Below are 21,741 nucleotides of genomic sequence, written 5' to 3' on the forward strand. Positions count from 1 at the left end.
TCACTTCCCGGCCGGTCGGTCCCCGTCCCAGCGCCTGAAGGCATAGAAGACGTCCATGACTTCGACGGAGCTTCGGTCACCGAGGTGAGCGAGGTACTGGAGGCTGCGGCTCACTTCGGTGCGCTGGCGCGAGCCGGTGCGTGTCGGTGCTTCGTCCACGACCGTTCCGTCGAGTTCCTCCAGCCGCTCGGCCAGCTCCCGCACGGTCTGCCGTACCGCGCTCAGGTCGATCTGCAACGTCCAACCTCCAGGCTCTTAGGCAGTCTCCCGCAGCCGGAACGCCCGAAGGTATTCGGCACGGCGGTCAGCTGCCGTGGCCCGGCATGTTCCTGGCCGCGACATAGTCCGACAGCTGCTGAACGAGGAGGTTAGCCCTCCGAACGGCTTCGCGCAGGACTGCCATGGCGGCGGGCACTCCAGACACCTCCGGCTCCACGAGTACGGCCATCGCCTCGGACACCGACGCCAGCTTCAGCGGAGTCGGTGCTATGACGTCCAGAAGCCACCGGAAGACTCCTTCATCGCCGTCGTCGATGAACTCGAAGGTGATGGTCATCCCCTCGGTGCTGGTGACCAGGCCAGCCGCTTGCGCCGTACGGACCAGGAGGAACGCGCCGTCTTCTTCGCCGGGGTCTGTGGGGCGCCAGGCCATCCCAATGGGCGGGGAGTCGGCGCTCCGCATGAAGCTCCTTTCACCGAAGCCGACATCGATTTCGTGGGCGACCACGAGTTCGGTCAGCCAGTCGCGAGCCTCTGATCACCTCCTCTTCGTGCAGGATGAACGGTTCCACGAAAGGTCCTCCCTCCCTTCTGGCACGGATTTGTTGCGCTGACGATTGCTCGGCGTCGAGGCGCTGCTCTACGAGGGGGTGGTGGAACACCCCCTCGTCTTCCCGCCCGACCTACGGTGCGCAGTGAGTGCACGCTCGTCACCGGGCATGGAGCAGCAGCTGACGGTGGGCCTTGGACTTCAGGTCGTCGTTCGTCCCCTCCAGCGACCGCTGTGCACGCGCCAGGTCCTCGCTCAGGCTGCGGGGCACGACGCGGGCACGGTGGTCAAGGAAGTCGGTGATGGTCCGCTCGGCCGCGTAGGCCGTCCGACCCAGGTTTCGGAACTGCTCGCGGAACATCCCGTCCAGCTCGTCATGCCGGTTCTGCGCGAATGTCCTGGCCCGGCCGTTGGCGTCCTCGTCCACCGGCCACAGGCTGTCCACCAGCGCGTGGAAGTCGTCGAGCAGCAGCTCCGCGCGGACGAGCTCGTTCTCCTCGGCCTCGAACGACTTCGCGTAGGCGAGCGTCAGGCCAAGGGTCCGGCGGGCCTCCTCCAAGTTGGACAGGCCACCCTTCGTGTGCCGGATGCCCCAGCGGTGCACGGCGTCCCGGGTCGCGAAGCGCTCGGTGTTGCCGCACGCGATCCGCCACGGCGTAACAATGGACTCGGCCTGAGACGTACCGTCGTGGGAGTTGATCGCCGCGAGATAGAGGGTGATCTCGTCGTCCAGGCCACCACGGTCGATCACGATCGGCTGGGGGATCCGCATGGTTACGAAGACCTTCCGGCCCCCACGCAGCGCGTCGGCCGACTCCCAGACCGCGTCGTGGCGGTGAACAAGTTCCTGAAGGAACTCAAAGACGCGCCGGTTCTGGAAAACCTCGTACCGGCCGCCCACGGCGCCGAGGGCGTCGCCTGAGTCCCTGCGGACCGTGACGTAGTGGTCAGCAGCGGCGCGGAGGCCGTCATCCCACTCGTATAGAACGGGCCTCTTGCTCACCTCCCAGTCGATCCGAGCGAGCTTCAGCACCTCGTCGATCTCCGTGATCCCGCCGGGGATCACGGCGCCCAGGCCGTGCCAAGCGGGCGTGCTGGTGTAGAGGGCAGCGCCGCCGGTCGTGGTGTCCAGACCGTGCTGGGCGAGGATCTGCCAGATTCGTCCCTCGGTGTTGCGTCGCACGGTGAAGGTCTCGCCCTCGTCCCAGCCCGTGAGGACGCGGTAACGGTCGTCACCGATCGGCGCGATCTCACCCCGGTCTATGCGCCCCTGGAACGCGCGTGCCTCCTCCTGCACGGCCTCGATCTGGCTCGTCTTCTCCTGTGTAAACGCGTCGTTGACGTCGGTTCCCATGGTTCGACTCCTTGATGACCTGCTTGACGGTGTGATTGGCGAGGGCCGTCTCAACGGCCCCGTCATCGGGACGTGCATTCCGCGCCAGCGGTGGGGCCCGGACTCATCGAGCAGCGCGGTGAGCGCCACTGGGCCGGATTCGGCGCAGCGGCCGAAGCTGAACCAGCACGCGGGCCAGTGCCCTTGCGGCTCACGAGCGAGGCTCCTGGCCCATGTCGCGCAGCAGCTCGATAGCACGGTCCCTGCCGTGCTCCTCGCTTCGGTTCTGGACGGTGACCGTCTCCTGGATGCGGTCGGCGGCCTCGTTCAGCAACTCGGCCTTGATCGCGGGTACCGCCGCGCTGGTCTCTCGCCGAAAGGCGATCTTCGAGATGACGAAGGGTTCGACCTTGCGGCCGTGCATCTCCATGAAGAACTTGATCGCCCAGGTGACGTGGAAGCTGCACACCTCGAAAGTGCTCGTCAACCGGTCCGTCCGCAGGGCGTAAGTGGGGAACCTCGTGCAGTCCCCCTTGTCGCATTCCCAACCGTTGTTGGCCACGGTCCGACTCCTTGGCTATCTCCTTGAACTGATGCGGCCACTCGATTTGCTCCTGAAGCTGGCTTTATCGGGTTGTGGTTGCGGCGGGACTCGAACCCGCGACCTCAACGGCTTATAAGACCGGCGCTCTACCAACTGAGCTACGCAACCGAGCACACAGACCGCACTCCCGGGGGTGAGTATTGGAGAACAGCCCTTGAAGCGGCCCGAAACACGGCCGTAAGCGCTTCTGGCGGCTCATCAGGTTTGCAATGGGACCCAGGCACCCCGAGGAGGGAGAGGAGGGGTGCCCGGGAGCTTTGAACATCCAGCCCAGCGGCCGGGACGGTGAAGCGAGGAACTCAAAAAATGCTTCGATAGCACACGAATAGTCCGCGAGGGGTGGACCCGACCGGAATCGAACCGGCGACACTCTGCGTTTTTAAGACGCTTGCTCTGCCACTGAGCTACGGGCCCGAATGTTGCACTGGGGCCGACGTGCTCATCTACGAGGACCACGCGTGCCGGTGCCCGCGATGCGGTCCGTGTGGACGACCCAGGTAACCGACTGCACTGTGCTGGGCAGTTCGCCGAGCCGATGGGCGGCCTCGCGGTAGCAGTGCGCCAGCAGGGCGTACCGACGGGCGCTTCCCAAACCTCGGTCGCGTTGGCCGTATGTCTCCCCCACCGCTACGTCGTGGGCGTGACGGTCAATCACCACCGCATCGGGGTCGAACGGGTCCGTGATGCAGCGGAAGAACATCCCCGTCTTGCGCTCCATCGGCAGCACATCCGCGGGGTCTTCCCCCGCCATGATCCTGGCGACCTTGTTCAACGCGTCCTGGAAATGACCAGAAGGTACGCCGGTTTCGTATGCTTGATGGGCTAACCGGCAATTTTCCGACCATGACTTGTTGGCGGAGAGTGCGGCAAGGACGCCTGCACCCGCCCGTGCGTCGCCCTTGGTGATCTGCGTTGCAAGGTCGTGCGCCGTGCGGTACCACATGCGGCCACGCTCAATCTGCGCCGGAGTAGCGGCCCGCCACGTAGCGATGATGTTTCGTATGTACTGCTCGCGCGTCTCCTCAGAAATACTGACGGAGATCATGACTTGCCTCCCTCCTGCCGATTAGGGGAGATGGGGTGCACGCATCACCGAATGAAATCCGGGGGCGATGACTCCCCCGTTCTCACTTAAATACGGCTCCGAAAATCCGCCAAATACCGATCTCGGAAGGCCGTTTGTGGCATTACCGGGGCCGGTCTCTACTCGCCCCAGAACCGGCAGGACGAAGTGTGCGCAGGGTGCCGATCAAACTCGTCGGGGTAACCGACCGGCAGACCTCCGTCGTCCGGCAGAGGCGGGGGCCCGACGGTTAGAAAGGCCCCGAGCTCCGCCAAGCTGCGGACCTCGGCGAGCGGCACCATGGCTCCGCAATCCGGGCAAGGGCCGAGATAGTAAAACGGCTCATCGTCGTAGAGCGGGTCGCGGTAAGAGAATGTGTAGACCTGCTGCGGGTCGTCCGGATCACTCGCGTACAGCGTGAGCGGCGACAGCGGCAACGACAGTAGACCTGCTGCGGGTCGTCCGGATCACTCGCGTACAGCGTGAGCGGCGACAGCGGCAACGACAGATGATTCCAACTGTGCTTCGGCCGTACGTGAGCCAGATCGATGCCCAATAGTGCGGCCAGGCGTGCTGCCGTCCGAGCGATATCGGCGGCGCGGTGATCGGAGATCAGCGGATGGGTGGAGTGCTGTCGCAGCAGCTCGTAAGCGGATGCGGCGCGGGCAGCGATGGTCATGGCGGAGAACCTCCGATTGGCCGAGAGAAGGGGTGAGCGTGAGCACGACGGCCGGATGGCAGGGGCGCCGCCCGGCACGGCGGCGCCCCACGCTTGGCCTCGCACCCCCTCAGGGTGGGGAGCGAGTTGAGGGGGTGCGGGAGTCTCTGTTGGTCAGTGCGTTGCGACCGCTGCGCGGAGCCGGGCAGCGCGCGCGTCAGACATGACTCACCGCGCGGAAGACTTCCGCGCGCTGCTAAGGGGACCAGTCGCCGGTGAGCCGTACGGATGTTTCGGTGACCTTGCCGTCCCTCTCATAGGGGTCCTCGTAGCTGCCGCTGAGCCAGGCGTGCTCGGGTACGGCATCGCCGATCGGATAGGTGGATGGCTCGGTCACGCCTGTGCGGTCGATCTTGTCGATGGCCCAGGCGACCACGTCGCCCTCCCACCACTCCGCGTCGTACTCGTCGTATGTCTCGCCGGTCGTGGACGGCTGCTCGATCACGCGGGAATCGCCGTCCATCCACGCCCCGCCGTTACGGTCACCGGTCTGGGTGACCCCTGTCGGGGTGCGGTAGCTCAGGACGCTGCGAGTGACCTCGATCGTGTAGCTCACGATCACGCCGCCTCTGACAACTGAGCGGCGCCGTCCCGGCGTTCCAGGTACTCCGTGCTGTAGATCGCAGCCTCCCCGGAGTTGGCCGGCACGGGGCGGGACAGCACATCATCGATACGCGCCACGATGGTCGGGGGCACTGCCGCCGGGTCGCCGAACTTGCCGAGCGCAGCAGGTGCACGGCGTCGCGCGATCCGCGTACGGGCCGCCTGCCGCTCCTCCTGAGCCGCCCTGGCCAGCGGGCCGTCCGCGGGTTGACGAAGTGCGTACAACAGACTCTGGTGACCCGCGGTGGTGCGCGAGTACTTGACGTCCGGGACCACGATCTCCCCGGAGCGCAGCGCCCACGCGATCGGGGTCTGGTAACTCAGGACGGTGTAGATGATCTCGTCCCGGTCGGCACGGTACTTCTCCTGCCGGGAGGACGGTAACCGGTTGCCGAACGGAAGCGAGTAGCCGTCCACCGCGCGAAAGGCGCCGTATGTATGGAACGGCTCGCGCCGGGCCAGCGCCTCTCGCGCTGCCCATGAGTGCGTGGCAAGCTTTTTCACAGGTCCTGTTCCTCTCCAAAGACACGGGACCGTGAGGGCCACCAAGGCGCCAGGCGCCGCTTCCCAGAAGCGGGCGCCACGGGGCGGCATCCCCGCTGGCGAGCTTGGAGGCCCTCATCCAGGAAGGCGTACTCCAGCTTCGGATCCGCCTTCCGCGGCCCAGCAGTTACAAGGCGATCTCCGCTCCTGTGGCCAGGTCGAAGATCGCCAGTTGTTCTCGCTGTTTTCCGGCTAAGGTCGCGGCCTGCCGGTCGGGGATGACCTCGACCGGGTCGATGTAGATCACGCCGTCGGCCAGCCAGCCGCCCAGGCCGTCGGCGTCTCCGTACCGGTCCGTGACGCTGTGGACCAGTTCTGCGAACGCATCGAAGGGTGCAGCGGCGGAGATGGTGTGCTGTGTCGAGGTGATGCTTACGGCGTAGCCCTCAGTAGGGACGTGCGCGCTGCCGTCCGGGCAGGCCATGATCGTGAACCCACCGTTCAGGAAGAGCGCGTCGTATAGGGAGGCCACGGCGAGCGTGGTCAGAGTGTCCACGATCAGTCCTCTCCAGCTGATCACGGTCCCGCCCGGCATGGCGGGGGTCTTAAGGCAAGCGAGACCAGGAGGACGCGCGTCCCGGCATGGACGCGCGCCCCATGGCCCAGCGGTCAACTCCCGGCGTGCACGCCGAACACGGCGAGGACTCCGCCCCATTCGGCATTCCCGTACTCATGAACCAGCCAGGCGACGACGGCGGCACCAAACGCGCTCAACCCCGTCGCGGCTGTGCGGCCAACAGCCCGCAGTAAGCGCTGCCGGTCCGCGTACCACTGGACATCGATGACCACCGAGCAGCCGAACAACCCGGGGTGGAACTCCCGGTGAATCCGACCGAGCCTCGAATGCGACCGCGAGACATGAACCCGGTGCCCATCGGTCGCGTGCTCGGTGATCTTCTCGAACCGCCACGCTTGGCCCGCGTTCGGACCGGACACCATGTGAATCGTGGTGCCCGGCTCAACGGCGGACGCGGTGGCGTCATGGATGAGCCGCATGATCCCTCTCCTCGATCACGTGCCTGCAACGGACGGGCGACGGCACCCCGTTGCAGAGGTGCCGCACCCATGCCACGTGGCAGGCAGGCTCACCAGTGCGCAGAGAGGAGGGCCGGGGTGAGCGCACACACGGTCGAGGCGCACCAGCCGATCAGACACCCGGTCCGGTCGTACATCACGCGATGCCGAACTGAAGATCAGGCAGCAAGTCGCTCCTGCCGTTGCGGGCCGCCCAACGGCGCATGCCGTCGACTCGATGCGGGTGGAAGGGCGCCCAGTGGGTCGGTCGCACGCGTAGGAACTCCCGAGCCTCATGCTCCTCGATGGACATGATCACCTGGAGGAGAGCCGCGTACAGGTCCTCGTCGGTGCAGTCCTTGACCACCAGCGGGAATTCCGCGTACGTGGTGATCTCCTCCGGGTAACCAGCCGGAGCCTGGTCCCGGTTGCTGTTGCGTGCCGGGTAGTCCACGCGCACGACGATGGCACTCTCGAACCTCTTCGTGTGCTCGCGGGCGGTGAACGTCCAACCCGGCTTGTAGACCGTGTGATCAACTAACTCGATCGCACTTGCGGTTTCCATGATCCTCTCCAACGGGTCATGGGGGCTCCGGCATGAGCACCCCAATCAGCGCACGTACGAGACGCGCGCTGAAGTGGAGCTCAGTCGGAAGGGTCAGGGCCCGGAGAGCGTAATGAGACGTCCACGCAATCCCCGATTCGCTCTCATATAAATACGTCACCCAAAAGCGCCAGATTACCGATCAGGCAAGAAATTTCGCGAACCATTTCTGGGCGCGCAGAAAATGCTGCCATGCGGCCGCGACGACTCGACTGGCATTCCATCGAACCCTCATCTAGATACGCATCCAGAACGCCCCCGAATACCGATCACAGGGCACACATGCCAGGATCCCTCCAGCTGTACAACCGGAGGGATCCTGAGAGACAAGCGCCCCTAGTCGTTCTTCTGCTGCGCGCTGCGGTAGATCAGTTCATCCCGCACGGCATCAAGTGATGCGGACAAGGCCCGCCATTCCTTGGCCCCCGCATCCCGCGCGCGCTGCACTTTGGACGACGAATTGAGCGGCCCGCCGTACAGTTCTTGCGCAGTCTTGCCGATGACGCCCGCGCGACCGAGGTCATCCGCGCCGCTCGCATGACGGAGCATCCCGCGCAACGTCGGGTATTCACTCCCGTCTCCCCACGCGGAACGGAAGATCGTTTCACTGTTGCCCGACAGATACGGGGTCACTGCGAGCGTCGACAGTTTGTCCGCGTGCGGAATGCCGCGCGTTATCTGCATTCCCGGGGTGGCGTCGATTTCCTCGGGCTTGACGTCCAACCTGTACCCGTTCCGCGCCGCAGCGTCCCTCACGGCCCAGTATTGGAGCGTCTTACGGGTGACGACGATCGTTTCGCCGTCTCGCCGAACGTACTGCCATGCGGACGGCTCGCGAGTGTCCACCCAGACTGCCGATACCTCACATGTGGCGATGATGTCACCCAGCCGCTTCGCGAAGATCAAAACGGCATCCTGTGTGACGTCGTCGCTTACGTCATCTGTGCCGTACAGCGCGCTTCCGCTACGGGCGACAGTTGCACTTCCGTCCATGCGCTTGCGTGAACGCGCGGAATCGACGGTACGGCAGTATCCACGCGCGATCTTTTGCAACTCCGCGAAATCGGCTGCCGTCAGGCGCCTCATGTCTTCCGACGTGACGTGTCCGAGCCGCCGACCCTCCGGGTCTCCCCTGCCGGATTTATGGTTTTTCACGATCGTCTCCGGTCATTCGCGACGCGTACCATAATGTACTGCGCCTCGGTAATTCAATTATCTCGCAATTCTGGATTACCGCAAGCAGCCGCAAGGCTATTTCTGAGCCATTTACCGGAAGGTCAACATTCACGCATCTCACACCCAATTCATGCGACGCCGCACTCTCAAATAAGGGTGACCGAAAAGAATTGACCCATGTAGATACGTGCGCGAATTAGATTCCCCAGAAACCGGCAATAATGAAGTGAATAATAGAAAAATCACAGTCCGCAAAGCAGCCACACCGCTCCGGCCGCTGCCCCCACCATCCCCTCCGCCCGTCTGTTCAGGTGCCCACCAGGTACCCAGTTGCGTGCGGCGTGGGCGCCGGCCAAATTCAATCTACCTGCGACAAGGCTGAGTCGAGGTCTACCGCTCTAACAGGAAGTGAGAACAGAAGTCAGATAGGAAGTGAGATTGGAAGTCAGACCGGAGTAGGCCGACGTGCAGCAGTGATTGGCGTGTGGCCAGCGGACCGCCCATTCACCTTCAGTTCAGGCGCACCGTCGCCCATACGATCCGGCCGGCTCCGTCTTCGACCGGCCCCACCCCCCAGCGCTCCGTCATGGACTGGACGAGCAGCAGTCCGCGGCCGAACTCCGCATCGGTATCGGCTCGTTGCGACCTGGGTGTGGACGGACCGCTGCCGTCATCTACGACCTGAATCAGCAACTGCTCCGGCGTGGCGCCAAGGTTGAACGCGATCGTACGGCTGCTCGTGTGGATCACGGCGTTGGCGAACAACTCGCTGACCACGAGGGCCGCCGTGTCACAGCCCTCCGCGAGGATGCCCCAAGCTCTGAGCTGCTGGAGAACGCGGTGACGGGCTTCGCTGACGGATCTGCGCTCAGCCGGCAAGAGGAAGGCAGCGTGGCGTGCTGCGGTGCCGAGATCGGGCGGAGTTGTGTCTCCGGTCGTCGTAGCGGCGTCGGGTAAGGCCACGACTGATTCCTAACGTGGGGAAAGACCGGGCGGCCGTCCTCTGCGAGAGCCGCCATGACGATGTGCAGGTCCTGGGAGGGGCAACGCGGGCCATCAGCCCACGCGTTCGGACAGACGGTGCGATCACTTGCTCAACAGCTGGCGTGCAGCGCGTCGTGGCGCATACGAGAAGTGCGCCGCAAGGCTTCCGGGGCGGATCACCCGGCTGCCTGACGCATCGTCCGCGTGCGGCCAGCGCCCGCCGTGGGGCACGGGTGAGCTTGGTCACCCCGTCACTATGCTCGCCTCATCAGTCACATGGCAACCCATCACTTTGCACAGTGCACAACTTTTGTGTGCAGCCTGTCCGGGATGCGAGGACCATGACACACTTCTGAGGCGTCCGGGGTTCGAGGAGGCATGCGACGTGAGCGCACCGCGGTCTGCCCCGACCGTTCTCCAGATGGTGCTCGGTAGACGGCTCCAGGAGCTGCGCCGGGCAAGGGGCCTGTCATCACAGCAAGTTGGCGCCCTGCTGCGCCAGGCGCACACCACGGTCATCAGGATGGAGCAAGCCAAGGTCGCCTTGAAGTGGGCGACCGTCAAGGCACTGCTGGAGATCTACGACGTCGAAGAGACCGAGGCACAGGAGTTCTTGGCCCTTACGGACCAGGCCAACGAACCTGGCTGGTGGCAGAGTTACCGCGATGCGCTCCCGGCATGGTTCGCAGTGCACGTCAGTCTGGAGAACTCGGCCACCCACGTGCGCGGCTACGAGCCCCACGTCGTGCCCGGCCTTCTCCAAACAGAGGACTACGCCCGTGATGTCCTGCGGCTGAATCGTCCTCGACCAATCCCGGAAGAACTGGAACGGCGTGTGGCTCTGCGCATGGAGCGCCAGACCCTGCTGGCACGTCACACCCCGGCGCCGCCACATCTGTGGATCATCATGGACGAGACTGTGCTGCGGCGCCCGCCTGGCGGGCCGGAGGTGATGAAGGCTCAAGTAGAGCGCCTGATCAAGGCGATGGACCTTCCGAACATCACCCTGCAGGTGCTGGCATTCTCGGCCGGCCTGCACCCCGGGGCCTTCGGGCCGTTCACCCTCTTCCGTTTCCCAATGAAAGACTTCCCCGACATCATCTGCACGGACAACCTCAGCAGCGCTAAATACAGCGAAGAACAGGATGAAGTGGCGCTGCATCGCGAGGTGTTCGACCGGATGAGCGTCCAAGCAATGTCCAAGGGACGCACCAGGGAATTTCTTCTGAATGTTTGCAAGGAGCTAGATCGATGATAAGCGCCATCAATGCCGCAGAGGATCTGGGGGCTGAAGGTTGGCACAAGCCGTGGAGCGGCACTAACGGCGGCAACTGCGTCGAGGCCAAGAAACTGGACAGCGGGGAAGTGGCACTGCGGCAGTCGACGGACCCAGAGGGCCCCGCCCTCATCTGTTCACCCTCCGCGATTACCGAATTTATCGAGGCGGCCAAAGGCGGAGGTGCAGACTTCCTCGTAAATTGAGTTCTGTTCAGCAGCGCTGAGACCTAAACTCACGAGAAATCCTATTTCGTCAACGGAGGACTCAAGTGCCAGACGCTGGATTCAGTGCCGACGATATCGACACCAGCAAACCACATTCGGCTCGCATGTACGACTGGTTCCTCGACGGAAAGGATCACTACGCCGCCGACGTCGAAGCGGCCCAGAAGATCGTCCGTCTGTTCCCGAACGTCAAGGATACGGCAGGGACGAACCGCGAATTCATGCATCGAGCAGCCCGCTTCGTGGGAAATCGAGGCATCCGACAATTCCTGGACATCGGAACAGGGATCCCAACCGAGCCCAATCTTCACCAGATCGCCCAGGAAATCGACCCCAGCGCTCGCGTGGTGTACGCGGACAACGACCCCATCGTACTACGGCACGCCGAGGCCCTTCTGCAGGGCACAGAACAGGGCCACACCGCATATTTGCATGCCGATGTACGGGAGCCCGATTCGATTCTCGCGTTCGCGAGGAAGCACCTTGACTTCGAGCAGCCCATCGGGCTGTCGCTGGTCGCACTGCTCCAGTTCATCACCGACGACCTGGATCCGTACAAGATTGTCAGGACCCTGCTGGACTCAATGGTCACCGGCAGCTACCTCATGCTGTCCCACGTGACATGGGAATTCGATCCCGAGATCTGGGACCGCGTCGATGCCATCTACCGTGCCGGCGGAACGCCGGTCAAGGCCAGGTCACACGAAGAGGTTGCACGGTTCTTCGAAGGCCTTGAGGTTTGCGATCCCGGGGTCGTCTTGTCTACACGCTGGCATCCTGATAGCGGGATGAAAATTCGCAATGATCAGCCGCTGTACGTAGGGGTTGCCCGCAAACCGTGAGCAGAGCCGAGATTTTTCAACGCGGCACGCTCACTTTCCCGTAAGTCCAGTACCACGGCATCGCGTAGCGACCATATCCGAGGGAGGATTTTGTGCCCGATCGCTTAGGCCGCTGGCGGAGACGCGGCTCAGACCGGGATGACGGGGATCAAGGACGGGAGTCACATAGAGGCATCGGACTCCCTCAGCCGAATTCAGAGAACTGCCTGACACCAGAAGATGAGCGCTTTTTGCAGGGCATACACAACGTTCGCCATTTGATCAGTGGTGAATGGACGTGGGATGTTCTCGTGGCTCTACATAGCGGCCCGCTACAGTACACAGTTCTCCTTGATGTCATTCGGTCGAAGCAGAGTGGCACTGGCTGGCCTGGGAAGAAGCACAACTACCTTCGAGATGGCACGTTGAACCGGACCCTTCGCCGTCTGGAGCAGGGAGAGCTCGTCGAGCACAACCGCGAGACTGAGTTCCCCTACCGTTCGGCGTACGAGCTGACTGCTGCGGCAGAGCAGCTACTCGCCGCGGCGGCGTCCTGGGCCGAGTGGGCGGAGTCGAACGCAGACCTCTTGGAACGTACTCGCGAGCGCCGACGTGTTGAGGAAGCCGGAGCCGACTGACTGCGGTGCTGGAATGGTTCCTTGGCATGGTCAGCCGGCTTCTCTCCCTCCCGTTGTGCGCTTGGCCGACCTGGGAAGTTGGAGGAAGTCGCAGAGGGTCTTGGTCTCCCGGCTCGGCTCCTCCTCGATCTCAGCGAGAGTCCTGGTGAGCAGGGCGAGAGTCCGTGAGATCGCGTCGTGCTGGCCGAGTTGAGCTTGGAACCGGGCGATATCGCGATAGATGGCTTCGTTGTATCGATCCAGGGTGCGAGCCCTTTCCAGGAGGGCCAATGCCTGCCCGGGCTCGTCGTCGCGAAGGATCCGAACCAAGGCGCTGACAGCGTCCAGCACGTCTCGTCGAAGAGCCTCGCGATGGGCTTCGATCCACTCCACGGTGAGATCGGCGGCCAGGTCACCGACGTAGAGCTCGAGAACACGCTCAAGAGCCGTGCGGCGGTGCTGTGCGCCGGTGACGTCGCGGCTTGTCTCCAGGGCGTCTTGCAGGTGCCACAAGTCGACCGTGGTCTGGTCGCGGTTCAGGCCGTAGAGACCGTCTTCATGCATAGTCACGTCGCTGAGTGCATCGTGGGTCGCGGTGCGCAATGCCCGCCGCAGCTGGCTCAACGTTGCATGGAAGCTGTTGTACGGGCGGTCTCTGGGCGCGTCCGGCCATATGGCGGTGGTCAGAGCCTCACGTCGAACGCCATTACGGTGAAGGGCGAGGTAGGCGAGGACTTCACGCTGCTTGGGAGCGAGAGAGTTGCCGAGGTCAGCATGTTCGTCCCCGCCGGTTCGGTGATGTGTCAGTCGCGTACGGCCTAGGACAGCCAGGTGAAGGGGCCGCTGGGCATCGTCATCACCTGTTGTGGGGGAAACTTCGCCCGTTTCCATGTCGTCCCGGTCGGCCGGGTGCTGACGATCGCTCGCATGTGACGGTTGCTGGGGCTGGGAGCCGCGAGCGGGGCCATGAGCGAGACGGCGACGGGACCTTGCGGACGTCGGCCTAGGAGCGGGCGCTGCGGAATCGACGTCACCCTTGTCCAATGCAGGAGCCGAGGTGCCCGCAGTATTTGGGGACCGCTGAACACGAAGCGGGCTTGGAGCTTCTGCGTCGCGGAGGAAATCAAGTAGAGCCTGGGTGTCGACGGTGGGCAAGGTGAACAGCCGCGCGTCGGCGAGTACGTCTGCGACGGAGGAACTGGTGGCGGCGACGGTGCCGTCGAGCCGGACACGAACGGTGCCTCCGGGGCGCCACTGGCCGAAGAGGATGCCGGCGAGCCCGAGCGTGGAGCCGTTGTCGAGAACGGCTTGCAGGCGGCGGTCGGCGTGTGGAGCGGGAGTGGCGACGAGCACCAGGTCGCCGGCGAACGGCCTCGTCCCTGCAGAGCCGGCCTCGGGGTCCGTACGTGTACGAGTGAGCAGTTCGGCCTCCATCGCGTCCAGCGCCGCGTCCAGGTCGTCGACGACACGCAGTCGGGCGGGGTGGCCTGTATCTTCGCCGATCAGCGTGTGGGCGTCGGAGGCCGGGATGAGGATCTCGACGTCGCCGGCGGTGGGATGCTGCGGCTCGGCGAGCAAGGCGACGAGCAGTGCGCGGATGGCGTCGAGGGCTCCTGGGCCGATGAGGCCGAGTCCGCGGGCCCGGGCGATGTTCCAGGCGAGTGCCTGACCGTCCTTGACGCCGATGAGCCGCGCACCCACCGATGCGGAGGCGCCTGGCGCAGGGGCCTCGCCAGGCGGCCGAGGGGCCTCGTGAAGGGCGGGACGAGGCTGCACGGCTTGGTCGGAGTCGTCCGGTACGTCGGGCTCATCGACACGGGTCGCATCGTCGTGGGCGACACGTAGGGCGCGTACGACAGGGGCGATGGTCAGGTCGTCGCGTTGTCCGCTGCCGGGGAGGTAGTTCACGCGTCGACGCCATCGGACGGCGAGGAGAGCGGCAGTGATCAGCGTGGCAAGGCCGATCCCGACGAATGCTCCGGTCGGCAGGCTGACGCCGGGGTGGTGCGGCGGCGGTGCCGTGGGGGTGGATGGAGTCGCCGGGGTATTGGTGGGCGGAACAGTGTCGAGTGGGGGGCTCGGCGTTGTGGGGGCGCTCGTCTGAGGGGGACGGGGCGATTCGGGCCATGGGCTGGTGGGTTCACGGGGCCCAGGGGCGTGAGGGGCCGGGTTTGATGAGTCATCAGGCAGACGGAAGATCCAGCCAGGGCGGATCAGGTCGGGCATGGTCAGGCTGCGTCCGTCGAACTGCGGGAGACCGCAATTGAGAGCGTAGATCTCTGGCCATCGGCTTCCGTCACCGAGGGTGCGGGCCGCGATGCGCCAGAGGCTGTCGTAGATGCCGTCGCGGGGCGGCTCCACTTCGACAGTTTCGCCTGTTCGGCTGTGCTGGTGTGGCTGCACGGTGGCGGGTTGAGGAACGGCAACCACTCCAGCTGGCAGGAGCGTTGGGGTGTTGACAGTGGTGACGGGGCTCGTCGCCGCAGAGATCGGCACGGAGGTTGCGGGAGCGGCGGACCGTTGCGCAAGCAGAGCCATGATGACTGTGCCGACGAGAACGGCAGCAGCAGCGTTCAGCGGGCCCGTACGCGGCCTGGCGGGCCGGGCGAAGCCCCAGGCCTCGTCCGCCGTCGCGCGGACGACGTCGTAGACGAACGCGACCCACACCGGCCAGAGGATGCAGGCCAGAGCGTTGAGCAGGAAGCCGGTGCTCATCGGAGTGAGCAGGACCGCTTCGATCTCGGACCATGCGGGGAGGCGGGGCGGAAGCGGCCAGCCGATGTAGCGGATCAGCCCCCAGGGGATCCCCACAACCAGAACCGTCAACACGGCGGTGGCGAGGAGGCCGCGTAGCAGCAAGTAGGTGCCGCGCAGGGCCAGTTGAAAGCGGGAAGGTTGTTTGTGTGCGGGCATGACCGAGCCTTGTCAGGGTTCGGGCGTGAGGACGCCACGCGCGGGGTGGGCGGAGCCGGTGCCGGTCACGCTCAGGGAGTCGACGCCGAGCAGACCGAGGAGTTGGGTGTGCTGGTGGGCGGCGACGGTCACCGTGACCGTGTCGTCGTCCACGGTGACCGTGCCCGTATCACCGGTGGACGCCAGGTAGGCGTGGGTCAGCGTGCGGACCTGGTCGGGAACGAGGCGCACGGTGCCGGAGTCTCGGTACGCCGCGAGATCCAGAGCCTGGGCACCGGCGCGGGCGGCTTCCTGGGCTTCGCCGATAGCACGGACCTTGGCAGCCAGAGCAAGGCCGCCGTCCACGACAAGGCCGGCGAACATCACGACCGCAGCCGCGAGGATGACGACGAACGGCGTGACCTGGCCGTTGTCATCGGCAGCGAAGCCGGGCAAGCAGGCGGGGAGGAAACGCCTCATTCTCACGCTGTGTCACCTCTTGCGACCGTCTCGGAATTCGCGAACCCAAGAGCTCTTGAGCGGTAGACGTCGACCGGCGAGGCGAACTCGGCGGTGAGGACCGTGGTGCCGGGCACCTGGAGCAGAGCCAGGTCGTGTAGGCCGACGGTGCAGGAGACGGCGACTCGGACGGTGGAGCCGTCTTGAAGGGATCCGTGGACGGTGACGGACAGGCTCTGGCAGGTGACGCCGGCGCCGCTGAGGGCGGAGGCAGCGGTCAAGCGGGCGTCCGTCACGGCAGCGGATTGGCTGCGGTCCAGGGTGGCGGCGCGGGCGGCCTGGTGGGCGGCGTCCTCGATCTGTAGCCGAGTATCGGAAAGCCGGCCGCAGTAGACCAGGAACCACAGCATCAGAATCAGGATGGGGATGGTCAGCACCAGCTCGACCGTCACCGACCCGCGCCCGTCGAGCGGCCCCCCGTCAAGCCGGTGGCCGACCTGCCGCCACCGGCCCTTGGTCCTGCCTAAACCGGCGGTGCGCGGGAGCTGTCTCATGGCCCCGCCTGCATGGCGACTGGGCGGAACTTTTCGACCGGGCCGGACGCATGGGAGCGGACGGGCAGGTGGAGGAACGGAATGACGCTGGTCGCGGTGCCGGTGACCCGGACCTCGGCGTGGTCGGCAGTGCGCGTGACGGTGACATGCGAGGCTCGCAGCGGTCCACGGCCGAGTTGGTCCAGGACACGTTGGGCTTCGTCCTGGCCGGCAGCTGTGGTCCCGTCCTGGACGCGGGTGACGGCCAGCGCGTGGGCGGAGGTCGCCTGGGCGATGTGGACGGCGTGCCACCAGACGGTGGCCTGCGCGAGCAGCAGCACCATGGTGAGCAGTACCGGCATGATGATCACCATCTCGGTTGTGACCGCTCCCGAGTCGTCCCGCAGCCGATGCGTGTAGACGTGGGTGTCGATGCGAGGCGCGCGGGATGCTCGCCGTTGCTCTCTTGCCTCGGTAAGTGTCATGTCGCCACGGCCTACTTGAACACCACGCTCTTCGCCGCGGCGGTGATCTCCGGGCCGAAGATACCGACGATGGTGAGGGCGAGAGCCGCGAGGCCCGCGATCCAGATGACGTGTTCCGTTGTGACGCCACGGTCGTCATGGGCCATGTTGCGGATCAAGGACCGGGCACGGGTAACAAGCGCATTCAGCAGAGACATCCGAGCTTCCTTCCGGCGTCGACGCCGCCCGTTTACAGCGAGTTCGTGATCTGAGTCAGTGCGGGATAGAAGACGAAGATGATGAAGCCGAAGGCCATGAGGATGCCGGGCAAGGCCATCCGTTCCGTGGCGGCGTTGGCCTTTCCTTCGGCTTCGGCGGCGCTGCGTTGCCGCATGGCGGCGGCCTTGGCGGCCAGCGAGGCCCGAACCTTGGCGCCCTCGGTACCCGCCAGCGAGAGGGCCGCAGCGAGCTCGGCCAACTCGCTGATCTGGAGTTCCTCGCCGAGCTGCCCCAATGTCGTCCAGGGGGACGTGCGGGTGAGTCGGGCGGTATTCAAGGCGCGACGGATTTGCTGGGCGGACCAACCGTGTCCGATGCCGGCCGCATCGTTCAGTGCGCCATCCACTCCGGCGCCTCCCGCGAGCAGTACGTGGATCAGGTTGAGGTAGGCACCGAGCGCGTGGCGGAAGGCATCCCGGCGGCGTTCGGCCTCGGCCCGTACCGTCGCATCCGGCAGGAGGAAGCCGCCGATCGCCAGGGCGAGCGAGGCTCCCAGCGGCACGGGCCAGGGCAGGGAGCGGCCGCCCAGAGTCAGCAGCACACCGACCGCGGCGGGCAGCAGCAGCCCGGTCAGTGCGAGTGCGGCCTTCTCCGCCAGATGGGTTTCGGGCGACCGTTCGGCGATGGCCAGGTCCTGACCGGCGGCGCTGCCGGGGAGGCCGACCGCGCGCAGCAGGCCGGTGAACGGGCTGCCGAGGCGTACGGCCCAACCACCCGTGTCGGTCGTGAGAATCGGCGGCGGCGCGGGGGCGGTGTTCAGCCGGGAGATGAGCGCGGCCAGGGGTGGGCGGGGCGGGACCAGCCACACCGCGAGCGCCCAAAGGCCCAGACCGGCTCCGACGCCCAGCAGTACGAGGGCGATCATTCAGGTCACCTCCCGAGGCAAGGTCACGGCGGCCTCGGGTGCCTGGCCGACGGCGTCAAGCTCGGTGAAGAACCGGTCCGGTTCCTCGATGCGGGCCATGCGACGCAGCCACATGAATGCGACCGTGAACAGCGCTCCGATCAGCAGCAGGATCAGTTGCCCGGTCATGGAGTCGTACGGGGTGAGGAATTGGGGGTTGAACAGGATCAGGACGCCCGCGAAGGTCAGGGCCGTGATCACCACCACGCGCATGGTGGTGCGGGTGCGAGTGCGGCCCGCCTCGACCCGGTGGCGCATCTCCACCTGCGCACGGGCGGTGGCGGCGAGTTCACCCAGCAGCGAGGCCAGTTGGCGGGCTTGGTGCTCGGAGGCCAGGATCAGGGCTGCGATCACCAGGTCGGCAGTCGGGTCGTCAAGGTCGTCCGCCAAGCGCCGCAGGGCGGGGCTCAACCGCTCCCCGTGCTCCAACCGGGTTGCCAAGTCTGTTACTTGAGGACGGACGGCTTCCGGTGCGGCGGGGGCGGTTGCCAGGATCGCCTGTTCCAGTCCCGCTGCGGCTGCGAGGGTGTCGCGCAACATCTCCGTCCAGCCGGCGACGCCTTCGATCCGGGCGGTCTGCTCGCGGCCGTCCGTGCCGGAGCCGAGGATGCGCGGCATGCTCCAGCCGCCCATCGCCGCCAGCAGGCCACCCACTACCCACCCTGTGATCGCCCCGACCAGCAGGCCCGACCCGGCTGCGACCGCCAGCCAGCGCCCGGCATAGCGGCGCGGCTCGCGCCGCCGCGGGCGGCGAGCCGGCGCGGCAACGGAGGCGGGGAACCGCCCCGCACGTATCAACAGCACCAGGCCGCACCCCGTACCGAGGCCCAGGAGTCCCATCAGCGGTACGTATCCACTCATCGTCAGCGTCACATCCACTCGGCGCGGTCGAGCGCCTCCGGTTTGAAGCCGACCGCAATCAAGTCCTCCATGGTCTCGGTGCGCAGCGGCACGCCGGGTACCGCGCGCAAGTCGGGGCCGGGCCGGAAGACTTCGTTGGAGACGATCTGTTTGTCGTCGGCATCGACGATCTCCCGAATCGAGGACACGACTCGCTTGTCCTCGCGGCCACGGGGTTTGTCCAGATGGACCACAAAGTCGAGGGCGTTGGCGACCAGCAGGTTGGTGGCCTCCAGGGGCAGCCTCTCCGGGCCCTGCACCGCGTAGGCGGCCAGTTTGGTGAACGCTCCCCGGCTCGTGGAGGCGTGGAGCGTGCCCATGGAGCCGTCGTTGCCCTGGGACATCGCGTTGCACATCGGAATGACCTCGGGCCCGCGGACCTCGCCGACGATCACCCGGTCCGGGGACATGCGCAGCGCCCACCGCACCAACTCCGCCTGACTGACCTCGCCTTGGCCTTCGATGTTCGCCTCGCGCGCCTGCATGGCTACCACGTCCGGGTGTGCGTGTTCGTCGGCATCCAGGCCGAGCTCGAAGACATCCTCGACGGTGACCAGCCGCTCCCATGGCGGGATCTCGGAGGCCAGGGCGCGCAGCATTGTGGTCTTGCCGATGGCCGTTCCACCGGTGATCAGGATGTTCTTGCGCGCACGGACCATCGCGGCGAGCAACGCCTCCAAGCCGGGGTCGAGGGTGCCGTTCTCACGCAGTTGGGCGAGGGTTACGTGCTGAAAGCGGTGCCGCCTGATGGCCAACGACGGGCGAGTGGTGACCGCCATGACCGCGAACGCCCTCTCCCCACCGGGAAGTTGGAAGCTCACACCGGGACTGCCCCGATCGAAGCGGCGTTCTTCGACTCCGCTCCGGGCCGCCAGGTCGCGGATGAGCTGCACCAGTTCCGCGTCCGAGCCGACGACCGGTGGCAACCGGTCACGGTGACCGTCGGCATAGCGGACGAAGACGCGGTCGCCGGTGACGTTGATGTTCTCGATCTGTGGGTCGCTCAACAGCGGTTCCAGCCCGGCCAGCCCGAACACCTCGTTCAGGACGGTGGTGATCACCACCTGCTCGACATCCGGCGCCACCACCGTCTGTCCGCCGACGAGCAGTTTCTGCGTGTGTTCCTCGGCAGCGTCCGCAAGGATCTTCTCTGCCAGAGCTAAGCGGGCGGTATCGGTCATGGGTGGGCGGCCGGCGGCGTCGTCATCGCGGATGTGCTGGGCCATCCGCTCCGAGAGCTGCTGACGCAGATGGATCCGCAACCGCTCGGCCGGAGGGCCGATCTGCATCCGGCGTGCCCCAAGTCCGTTCAGCCTCGCGAGGCGAACAGGTGCCTGCCCGTTCCCACTCAGCGGAGGAACGACTCCTCCATAAGGCAGGGCCGCGTACCTCTTCTCCGGTTCGGTCATCGCCGTACCTCACTCCACAACTGCGTCGGATGCTGGCTCTGACTAACCGACGGGTCGACGTAATTCACTCCGGTAGTGACGCTGGCGGCCTGCACCGCAACCCGGCCGGGGCGATCGAGAGCACGGGAGGCAGTCAGCTCGGCGATGCCGGCCAGGACCCTGCCCAGAGGCGAACGGGCCGCTGCCGACCGCCGCCCAGGTCGTCCGCCCAGTGCGGCTGCGCCCTTCGGGTCCTCCGGGATACGGGCCATCACCTCGACGTCCAGCTCCCGTACGACCTCGTCGGTCGGATAGCCGTCGCCGACGAGCACGAAGCAGAGGCCCCGCGACCAGCCCGCTGCGGCATGCCACCACGTGGCGACGTGGGCCAGGGCGTCGTCGCGCGCGCGGGCCAGCAGCAGCGTGACGTCTGCCTCTCGGACCACGTTCAGCCCCGCAGAATCCGGATCGATGCGCCCGCAATCGGCGATCACAACCGTCCCGGCGCGGTCCGCGGCTCGTCGCAGCGCACCGCTGTCACTGGGGGTGAGCTGGGCGAGTGACGCGCGGGCCTGATCCGCACCGGCCGGGCCCACCACTACCGGCAGCCCGCCGGGCAGTCGCTGCGTGTGCTGCCAGACCAGGCCCGGCTCTGCCCTGTGCCGGGCGGCCGCGGCCAGTGTCATCAGCCCCGGCGCCGTCTCCAGCCGGAAGCGGGCCATCAGATCACCGCCGGCCGGATCGCATTCCACGACCACCGGCTGCTCCGCGGACGGCCACCCGGCCGCCAGGCCCAAGGCGGCCGTGGTCACCCCCGGGGAGCCCTTCAGGCTGCACACTGCCACCAGTGTCACTTCCCGCCTCCATGGACCATGACCACGCTGATCTGGCCCGTCGGTGCCGCGGCCAGCCGGCGGGCATCTCCCTGGGTCATCTGCAGCGAGATCACCGTGATCTGATCGGTGCTGTCGTTCCGTACGTCGGTCACCGAGGCGTCCCACGCCGAGGACGGTGACGCGGTGGAGGCAGAGCTCCCGTTGCTCGGCGCCACCACCACGACGACGTGGTTGCCGGGCTGTACTCCCGGCGGGAACTGCCCCGCCTTGAGTCCCACCGCGGCCACGGCCTGCCCAGTCGGCGGGATATGCGCCTCCCCCAGTAAGTCCTCGGTGAGCGGGGTCCCGGCCGGCAGGCTGTAGGCGACAGGTTGTCCCTCCGCCTCGGCCCGCGACTGCACGGGGATGAAGGCCAGCCCGCTGTCGGCCGACACGCTCGCTTCCCGCAGGTCCTCGTCGGACAGCACCTGGCCCACCGTGACCGAACGCGCCAGCACCAACACGGGCTCCTGATGGCCAACCGTTGTTGCCACTACGACGCCACCTGCGGTGCAGCCCAGGATCAGCAGCAGTCCCACCAGGAGATAGGGAAGCCGACGCGGTCTCGGTGCGCTGGTCATCCGTGCCGGACGCTTCGCATTGCGCCGCCCTCCCCGCCCTGTGGGAGGGGTGCTCCCTCGTATGGCCGGATCCGCGTGCGCGGGCACACGTGTACTCACCAACTGCCGCCTCCC

General features: G+C 66.1%; 26 protein-coding genes and 2 tRNA genes. 4 read left to right on the plus strand and 24 right to left on the minus strand.

Annotated elements, in window-relative coordinates:
• From ABZ928_RS39760 to ABZ928_RS39825, 14 genes are all read right to left on the minus strand, one after another.
• Positions 1 to 237, minus strand: coding sequence for a hypothetical protein (locus tag ABZ928_RS39760; RefSeq protein ID WP_361530001.1), 237 nt, complete (start codon positions 235 to 237; stop codon positions 1 to 3).
• Positions 238 to 304: 67 nt separating this feature from the next.
• On the minus strand, positions 305 to 682 hold the full coding sequence (locus ABZ928_RS39765) for a hypothetical protein (RefSeq protein WP_361530004.1): 378 nt from the start codon (positions 680 to 682) through the stop codon (positions 305 to 307).
• A 247-nt stretch (positions 683 to 929) separates the two neighbouring features.
• Positions 930 to 2,123: a DUF932 domain-containing protein gene (locus ABZ928_RS39770; protein ID WP_361530007.1), complete on the minus strand. Its 1,194-nt coding sequence runs from the start codon at positions 2,121 to 2,123 to the stop codon at positions 930 to 932.
• A 190-nt stretch (positions 2,124 to 2,313) separates the two neighbouring features.
• Positions 2,314 to 2,664, minus strand: a complete 351-nt coding sequence (locus ABZ928_RS39775; protein ID WP_361530010.1) for a hypothetical protein — start codon at positions 2,662 to 2,664, stop codon at positions 2,314 to 2,316.
• Positions 2,665 to 2,739: 75 nt separating this feature from the next.
• Positions 2,740 to 2,814 (minus strand) — tRNA-Ile (locus tag ABZ928_RS39780).
• A 232-nt stretch (positions 2,815 to 3,046) separates the two neighbouring features.
• Positions 3,047 to 3,120, minus strand: a tRNA-Leu gene (locus tag ABZ928_RS39785).
• Positions 3,121 to 3,145: 25 nt separating this feature from the next.
• The gene (locus ABZ928_RS39790; RefSeq protein ID WP_361530012.1) at positions 3,146 to 3,751 is read right to left on the minus strand and encodes a hypothetical protein; all 606 of its coding nucleotides are present in this window, start codon (positions 3,749 to 3,751) and stop codon (positions 3,146 to 3,148) included.
• A gap of 932 nt (positions 3,752 to 4,683) precedes the next feature.
• On the minus strand, positions 4,684 to 5,043 hold the full coding sequence (locus tag ABZ928_RS39795) for a hypothetical protein (RefSeq protein ID WP_361530014.1): 360 nt from the start codon (positions 5,041 to 5,043) through the stop codon (positions 4,684 to 4,686).
• 2 nt (positions 5,044 to 5,045) lie between these two features.
• Positions 5,046 to 5,594, minus strand: a complete 549-nt coding sequence (locus tag ABZ928_RS39800) for a hypothetical protein (protein ID WP_361530017.1) — start codon at positions 5,592 to 5,594, stop codon at positions 5,046 to 5,048.
• Between the two features lie 166 nt (positions 5,595 to 5,760).
• Entirely contained in the window at positions 5,761 to 6,129 is a 369-nt protein-coding gene (locus ABZ928_RS39805) for a hypothetical protein (RefSeq protein ID WP_361530020.1), read from the minus strand.
• A 113-nt stretch (positions 6,130 to 6,242) separates the two neighbouring features.
• Positions 6,243 to 6,629: a hypothetical protein gene (locus ABZ928_RS39810; protein ID WP_361530023.1), complete on the minus strand. Its 387-nt coding sequence runs from the start codon at positions 6,627 to 6,629 to the stop codon at positions 6,243 to 6,245.
• Between the two features lie 175 nt (positions 6,630 to 6,804).
• Positions 6,805 to 7,212 carry a hypothetical protein gene (locus ABZ928_RS39815; protein ID WP_361530026.1) on the minus strand — a complete coding sequence of 136 codons (408 nt, stop codon included), beginning with the start codon at positions 7,210 to 7,212 and terminating at the stop codon, positions 6,805 to 6,807.
• Between the two features lie 375 nt (positions 7,213 to 7,587).
• Positions 7,588 to 8,337 carry a hypothetical protein gene (locus ABZ928_RS39820; protein WP_361530029.1) on the minus strand — a complete coding sequence of 250 codons (750 nt, stop codon included), beginning with the start codon at positions 8,335 to 8,337 and terminating at the stop codon, positions 7,588 to 7,590.
• Positions 8,338 to 8,937: 600 nt separating this feature from the next.
• The gene (locus tag ABZ928_RS39825; protein WP_361530032.1) at positions 8,938 to 9,390 is read right to left on the minus strand and encodes an ATP-binding protein; all 453 of its coding nucleotides are present in this window, start codon (positions 9,388 to 9,390) and stop codon (positions 8,938 to 8,940) included.
• A 406-nt stretch (positions 9,391 to 9,796) separates the two neighbouring features.
• Between ABZ928_RS39825 and ABZ928_RS39830 the strand changes: the two genes are divergently transcribed.
• From ABZ928_RS39830 to ABZ928_RS39845, 4 genes are all read left to right on the plus strand, one after another.
• The gene (locus ABZ928_RS39830; RefSeq protein ID WP_361530035.1) at positions 9,797 to 10,666 is read left to right on the plus strand and encodes a helix-turn-helix transcriptional regulator; all 870 of its coding nucleotides are present in this window, start codon (positions 9,797 to 9,799) and stop codon (positions 10,664 to 10,666) included.
• Positions 10,663 to 10,893, plus strand: coding sequence for a DUF397 domain-containing protein (locus ABZ928_RS39835; RefSeq protein ID WP_361530038.1), 231 nt, complete (start codon positions 10,663 to 10,665; stop codon positions 10,891 to 10,893). Before ABZ928_RS39830 ends, ABZ928_RS39835 begins: the two co-directional genes overlap by 4 nt.
• A 65-nt stretch (positions 10,894 to 10,958) precedes the next feature.
• On the plus strand, positions 10,959 to 11,756 hold the full coding sequence (locus ABZ928_RS39840) for an SAM-dependent methyltransferase (RefSeq protein ID WP_361530041.1): 798 nt from the start codon (positions 10,959 to 10,961) through the stop codon (positions 11,754 to 11,756).
• Between the two features lie 257 nt (positions 11,757 to 12,013).
• The gene (locus ABZ928_RS39845; protein WP_361530044.1) at positions 12,014 to 12,373 is read left to right on the plus strand and encodes a winged helix-turn-helix transcriptional regulator; all 360 of its coding nucleotides are present in this window, start codon (positions 12,014 to 12,016) and stop codon (positions 12,371 to 12,373) included.
• Positions 12,374 to 12,403: 30 nt separating this feature from the next.
• Here the strand turns inward: ABZ928_RS39845 and ABZ928_RS39850 are convergent, their stop codons facing one another.
• The 10 genes from ABZ928_RS39850 to ABZ928_RS39895 all read right to left on the minus strand — a co-directional run bounded on the left by ABZ928_RS39850 (position 12,404) and on the right by ABZ928_RS39895 (position 21,627).
• Positions 12,404 to 15,265 (minus strand): hypothetical protein, encoded by a 2,862-nt coding sequence (locus ABZ928_RS39850; protein WP_361530047.1) that lies wholly within the window; start codon positions 15,263 to 15,265, stop codon positions 12,404 to 12,406.
• 12 nt (positions 15,266 to 15,277) lie between these two features.
• Complete coding sequence (locus ABZ928_RS39855; RefSeq protein WP_361530603.1) at positions 15,278 to 15,724, minus strand: pilus assembly protein TadG-related protein; 447 nt, start codon at positions 15,722 to 15,724, stop codon at positions 15,278 to 15,280.
• A gap of 2 nt (positions 15,725 to 15,726) precedes the next feature.
• Positions 15,727 to 16,257: a TadE family protein gene (locus tag ABZ928_RS39860; RefSeq protein WP_361530050.1), complete on the minus strand. Its 531-nt coding sequence runs from the start codon at positions 16,255 to 16,257 to the stop codon at positions 15,727 to 15,729.
• Positions 16,254 to 16,721: a TadE family protein gene (locus ABZ928_RS39865; RefSeq protein WP_361530053.1), complete on the minus strand. Its 468-nt coding sequence runs from the start codon at positions 16,719 to 16,721 to the stop codon at positions 16,254 to 16,256. Before ABZ928_RS39865 ends, ABZ928_RS39860 begins: the two co-directional genes overlap by 4 nt.
• A gap of 11 nt (positions 16,722 to 16,732) precedes the next feature.
• Complete coding sequence (locus ABZ928_RS39870) at positions 16,733 to 16,918, minus strand: hypothetical protein (protein ID WP_361530056.1); 186 nt, start codon at positions 16,916 to 16,918, stop codon at positions 16,733 to 16,735.
• A gap of 32 nt (positions 16,919 to 16,950) precedes the next feature.
• On the minus strand, positions 16,951 to 17,844 hold the full coding sequence (locus ABZ928_RS39875) for a type II secretion system F family protein (RefSeq protein WP_361530059.1): 894 nt from the start codon (positions 17,842 to 17,844) through the stop codon (positions 16,951 to 16,953).
• Positions 17,845 to 18,744 carry a type II secretion system F family protein gene (locus ABZ928_RS39880; protein WP_361530062.1) on the minus strand — a complete coding sequence of 300 codons (900 nt, stop codon included), beginning with the start codon at positions 18,742 to 18,744 and terminating at the stop codon, positions 17,845 to 17,847.
• Positions 18,745 to 18,752: 8 nt separating this feature from the next.
• Entirely contained in the window at positions 18,753 to 20,009 is a 1,257-nt protein-coding gene (locus ABZ928_RS39885; protein ID WP_361530065.1) for an ATPase, T2SS/T4P/T4SS family, read from the minus strand.
• A gap of 179 nt (positions 20,010 to 20,188) precedes the next feature.
• Positions 20,189 to 21,025 (minus strand): hypothetical protein, encoded by an 837-nt coding sequence (locus ABZ928_RS39890; protein ID WP_361530068.1) that lies wholly within the window; start codon positions 21,023 to 21,025, stop codon positions 20,189 to 20,191.
• A complete protein-coding gene (locus ABZ928_RS39895; RefSeq protein WP_361530071.1) occupies positions 21,022 to 21,627 on the minus strand; it encodes an SAF domain-containing protein in 606 nt (201 codons plus the stop codon). The genes ABZ928_RS39890 and ABZ928_RS39895 overlap by 4 nt, the downstream gene beginning before the upstream one ends.
• Between the last annotated feature and the right edge of the window lie 114 nt (positions 21,628 to 21,741).

This window comes from Streptomyces sp. NPDC046909, from assembly GCF_040644695.1.
Taxonomy (GTDB): domain Bacteria; phylum Actinomycetota; class Actinomycetes; order Streptomycetales; family Streptomycetaceae; genus Streptomyces.